Genomic DNA, 4956 nt, shown 5'->3' with positions numbered 1-4956 from the left:
CCCAGGTGTAGATCTCCACCAGATCGCCGGGGTCGGCGTCCTCGATCAGCAGGCAGAACCAGGCCGTCTGGTTCACCTGTTCAAAGCAGTTGAGCACCGCCGCAATAAGGAACATCCAGAAATTCTGCGACACCGCCCACACCAGGCAGGCGATGGCCCAGCCGAAAAAGTCACCCAGCATGGTGGTGAACTTGCGGCCCAGCTTGTCGGTGAGGATGCCGCCCCAGAAGGCGATGACCACCTGTACCGCCATGGTGACCGAAAGGATCAGACCGATCTGCACATCGGTCACGCCCAGGGTATACATGTAAAGGGTAGCGAAGGGGGTGATCAGGTTGTAGGGGATGCCCCACAGCGGCTCGATCAAAATCAGGGTTCGGGGGTTGCCGTGGTTGTTTGCCAGCACCCGGATCAGGGCGTGCTGCTTCCATTTTGCATTCTGTTTCATGGTTTTTCTTCCGCCTGTCGTTTGTTACTCCGCCACATTCTATCACAGAACGCAGCAAAGGGGAAGAGGCTTTTTCAGCCTGCGGAGTCAAAACAAAAAATGTACAGCCGGGAAGCCCCGGCTGTGCATTTGATACGGGTAAGAATCAGTTGTGCTTGTAGTAGTTGATCAGGCAGCCGTCCAGCAGGATCTGGCGCTCGTCTGCGGTCAGGGGAGCCAGGCTCATGTGGAACTCCAGCGGGCCATCCAGGCTCAGCACGTAGGCCTTCACGCAGGAGAGGTCGCCGGCCAGCGCCTCGCGCACATTGGGCACCAGGATGTAGTCGCCCAGACCGAAGGGAGTGGGCCCGGCCAGCTGGAAGGGCAGCATGCCCCAGTTGATCAGGTTGGAGCGGTAACGCTTGGTGGCGTATTCCACCGCGATGTTGGCGCCTGCACCCAGCACGCGCTGGCAGCTGGCGGCCTGCTCACGGGCGGAGCCGTCGCCGGGCTTCACCGCGTAGATGCTGGAGGCGATGCCCAGTTGCTCCCAGGTCAGCTTGCCGCAGCCGGGAACCAGATGGATGCGGTCCAGCAGGCCGGCACTGGCCTTGCCCGCGGCACGCTCGGCCTCCTCGGCCTGAATGGCCTTGGCGCGGCCCACGTACTCCGGGTCCTTGCGGCTGAGGGTGAACTCGGCCAGGCCCAGGGGGTTGGAGCGGTAGGAGCTGGTCTCGCCGCTGGGAATCAGCTCGTCGGTGGTGGTCACCGGGTCGGTGATGTAGCTGCTGATCTTCAACAGCAGGTTCTCGGGCAGGGGCTGAATGGCGGGCCAGTCCTTGATGTTGGGGCCCAGGCGCAGCAGCTCGTCGTAGTTGCCCTTGCCATAGCCGGAGTAAACGCGGCTGCGGTAGCTGGAATCATCGAATTCGTAGGCCGGAATGGTGGGGTCGTAGTCGATGTCGGTGGCGGGGGTCAGGATACCGCCGTTGCGGGTGGTGGCCGCAATGGAGCGGGCGTCCATCAGAGCTACACCGGCGATCTGGCCGTTGCCCGGCTTGGAGCCTTCCCGGCTGGGGAAGTTGCGGGTGGTGTGGCGGATGCTCAGCGAGCCGTTGGCGGGCACATCGCCCGCGCCGAAGCAGGGACCGCAGAAGGCGGTGCGGATGGTGGCACCGCCGGCCATCAGTTCACCCAGCGCGCCGTTCTTCATCAGCGCCATCATGGTGGGCTGGCTGGAGGGGTAAACGCTGAGGGCATATTCTCCGTTGCCGCCGGTGTGGCCCTTCAGAATGGTTGCCGCCTCGCAGATGTTGGAGTACATGCCGCCCGCGCAGCCTGCAATCACGCCCTGGTCCACACGCAGCTTGCCGTTCTCGATCTTGCTCACCAGATCCAGGCGGGCCTTGCCGCCCATCAGAGCCGCGCAGTCCTCCTCGGTCTTGTGCAGGATGTCTTCCAGGTTGGCGTTCAGCTCCTCGATGCTGTATACGTTGGAGGGGTGCATGGGCAGAGCAATCATGGGCCGCACCTTGGACAGGTCCACCTCCACCAGACCGTCGTAGTAGGCCAGATCCGCCGGGGCCAGGGGCTTGTAATCGCCGCCGCGGCCGTGCAGAGTCAGGTACTCATGGGTGACCTCGTCAGTGCACCAGATGCTGGACAGACAGGTGGTCTCGGTGGTCATCACATCGATGCCGCTGCGGTATTCCAGAGGCAGCTCAGCAATGCCGGGGCCCACGAACTCCATCACCTTGTTCTTCACATAGCCGTTCTTGAACACGGCGCCGATGATGGCCAGAGCCACGTCCTGAGGGCCGACACCCACCACGGGCTTGCCGGTCAGGTACACTGCCACCACGCCGGGGCGGGCCACATCGTAAGTACGGCCCAGCAGCTGCTTTGCCAGCTCGCCGCCGCCCTCGCCGATGGCCATGGTGCCCAGCGCACCGTAACGGGTGTGGCTGTCCGATCCGAGAATCATCTTGCCGCAGCCTGCATACATCTCGCGCATGTACTGGTGAATGACCGCCAGGTGAGGGGGCACGAAGATGCCGCCGTACTTCTTGGCGGCGGACAGGCCGAACAGGTGGTCGTCCTCATTGATGGTGCCGCCCACCGCACACAGGCTGTTGTGGCAGTTGGTGAGCACGTAGGGCATGGGGAACTTCTCCAGACCGGAGGCCCGGGCGGTCTGCACGATGCCCACGAAGGTGATATCGTGGCTGGCCATGGCGTCGAATTTCAGCTTTAGAGCCTCGGTGTCGCCGCTGTGATTGTGGGCCTGCAAGATGCCGTAGGCGATGGTGCCGGTGTGGGCACCCTTCACCGCGTTTTCGTCAAAGCCCAGAGCTGCCAGCTTGGCGGGGGCTTCGTCGTCCGCCTGCACCCACTGGCCGCGGGCGTAATACATGCCGGTTTTGCTGCAAGTTACCATTGAATAAACCTCCTTGAAACAGGGTTTCGGGGTCTGCGCGGTGGCCGGTGCTCAGTTTCCCACCCGATTGATCTCGAGCTGGCCTGTAACGCGCACACTTCACTGGGCCAAAGCCCGTATAAACCGATTATAACACAAAGGACCCGGCAGCGCCAACTGCCTGCCGGGTCCTTTGAACTGTTTTTTCGATTTTTTGCGTTTTTTGTCGGTCAGACTGGTCCTCGGTGCTGTGGCACAGGCTCACAGATAGAGATTCATCAGCAGAAAATCCACCCACTTGCCGTCGATCTTGAAAAAAGCCGGGGAAGCGGCCGATCTCTTCAAAGCCGTATTTGCGGTAGAGCGCCTGGGCGCGGGTGTTGTCCGCCCGCACCTCCAGCGAGATGATCTCCACACCTGCGTTGTTCTTTGCAAAGTCGATGGCCGCCTCCATCAAACGGTTGCCCACGCCCTTGCCCCAGCATTCCTGCAGCACCGAAATGCCCATCTCGGCCCGGTGGCTGGCCCGTGCCAGAGTCATGGCCCGGAAGCTGAGCGAGCCCACCATGCGCCCGTCCAGCCGGGCTACAAAAAAGGCACTGGTGGGGTTTTCGGCCATGGCGCGCAGATATTCCCTCTCCTGCTTAATGGTGAAGGCGGGACCCTCGGCCCCGAAGGTAAGATTGTCGGTCTCCGAGCCCACCTGCCGCAGCAAAGCCAGCAGCTCTTCTGCATCCTCCGGGCGGCCCTGCTCGATGCAAAGCCGCTCACAGTATGCTTCGTTCATGGTTGGTCCCTCCTTACGCTGTTTGCTTGCAAAGAATTCCGTTTTCGTCAAAATAGCCGCTTTCCATCACGGCGTTCAGGCTGTCCAGCACCCGCTGCCTGTCTGCGTCCTCCTCCAGCAGGCTCACCCGGCCGCCGGTCTGGATGCAGGGCAGCAGCTGCACCGTGGCCCCCGCTGCACCGGGCTCGGTCACCGTTACCTTCAACAGGGCCGAGTCCAGAGTCTCCATATTGAACCAGAAATTGCCCAGACTGTAAAGCACCGGGGTATCCTGCCGCCAGCCTACGCCCTGCAGGATGTGGGGATGCGCCCCCACGATCAGGTCCGCCCCGGCATCGGTGAAGCGGGTGGCCAGATCGGTTTGGGCCTGCTCCAGCACGGTGGATCCCTCGGTGCCCCAGTGGACGTATACCACCAGGTAGTCGCACTGCTCACTGGCCGCCTGGATGGCCTGCACCGCCAGCTCCGGGTCATAGCAGCGCAGCACACCGGGGCTGTCCTGCCCGGCCTCCGGGGTGAGAATGTACTTTTCCGCCCGGGTGCAGGCAATGTAGCCGATCTTCATGCCGCCCGCCAGGAAGAACTGGGGCTGAATGGCCTCCTCCAGATTTTTGCCCGCGCCCACATAGGGGATACCGGCGCTTTGCAGGGTGGACAGAGTGTCCAGAAAGGCATCCTCGCCGTAGTCAAAGCAGTGGTTGTTGGCGAGGCCCACAATGTCTGCCCCCAGCTCCTGCCACATGCTCACGTTGGCGGTCTTGGCCCGGAAGGTGAACTGCTTGCCGGGCATGGGACTGCCCCGGTCCGAAAAGGCGAATTCATTGTTGCATAACAGTATGTCTGCTGCACGCATCTCGGCCAGCAGGCTTTCGCCGAAGCAGTCCTCGATGCCCGCGGTCTTTGCGTAGTGGAGCATGTTGTACCAGTCGTCGGCAAAGTTCACATCACCGGTGAAGGCCAGCACCGCCGGACCGTCCGTCACGCCGGTGTCGTGCACGTTTTCCGCCATGGGCTGGGCGTAGAGCGCCTGATAATAAAGATAGCTCTTGCCGCTTGCCTGCCAGAACAGGTCCGTGCTGTAGCCTTCGGCTTTGGCAGCGCCGGTCAGAGCGTCGCAGATGCCGGGGGACTGCTCCTCACAAAATTGCAGAAAATCGGCGGTCAGCTCCTCCGGCGCATCGGCGGCACGCAGAGCGGTCAGGGTGTCTTCGGCCTTCTGCTGCGGGTCGGGGGTTGCGGCGGGAGCAGAGGAAGCGGAAACGGCGCTCTGGGGCGGCTGCGCCACCCGAACACCGGTGTTCATTAAGTAATAAGGAACGCCCCAGC

General features: G+C 62.4%; 4 protein-coding genes. All 4 read right to left on the bottom strand.

Features of this window, described 5'->3' with window-relative positions; translation table 11 throughout:
* The coding region (locus tag J7G73_RS12305) for an MFS transporter (protein ID WP_291246470.1) at nt 1-448 on the bottom strand (448 nt) is incomplete at its 3' end.
* A 145-nt stretch (nt 449-593) separates the two neighbouring features.
* Entirely contained in the window at nt 594-2864 is a 2271-nt protein-coding gene (locus J7G73_RS12300; protein ID WP_291246469.1) for a hydratase, read from the bottom strand.
* A gap of 127 nt (nt 2865-2991) precedes the next feature.
* Nucleotides 2992-3630: an N-acetyltransferase gene (locus J7G73_RS12295; protein ID WP_291246468.1), complete on the bottom strand. Its 639-nt coding sequence runs from the start codon at nt 3628-3630 to the stop codon at nt 2992-2994.
* 13 nt (nt 3631-3643) lie between these two features.
* A partial coding sequence (locus J7G73_RS12290; RefSeq protein WP_291246467.1) for a CapA family protein occupies nt 3644-4956 on the bottom strand: 1313 nt, incomplete at its 5' end.

Source organism: Allofournierella sp. (assembly GCF_017889395.1).
In the GTDB taxonomy this organism is placed as follows: Bacteria; Bacillota; Clostridia; order Oscillospirales; family Ruminococcaceae; genus Allofournierella.
This window is presented reverse-complemented; position numbering and strand designations above follow the sequence as displayed.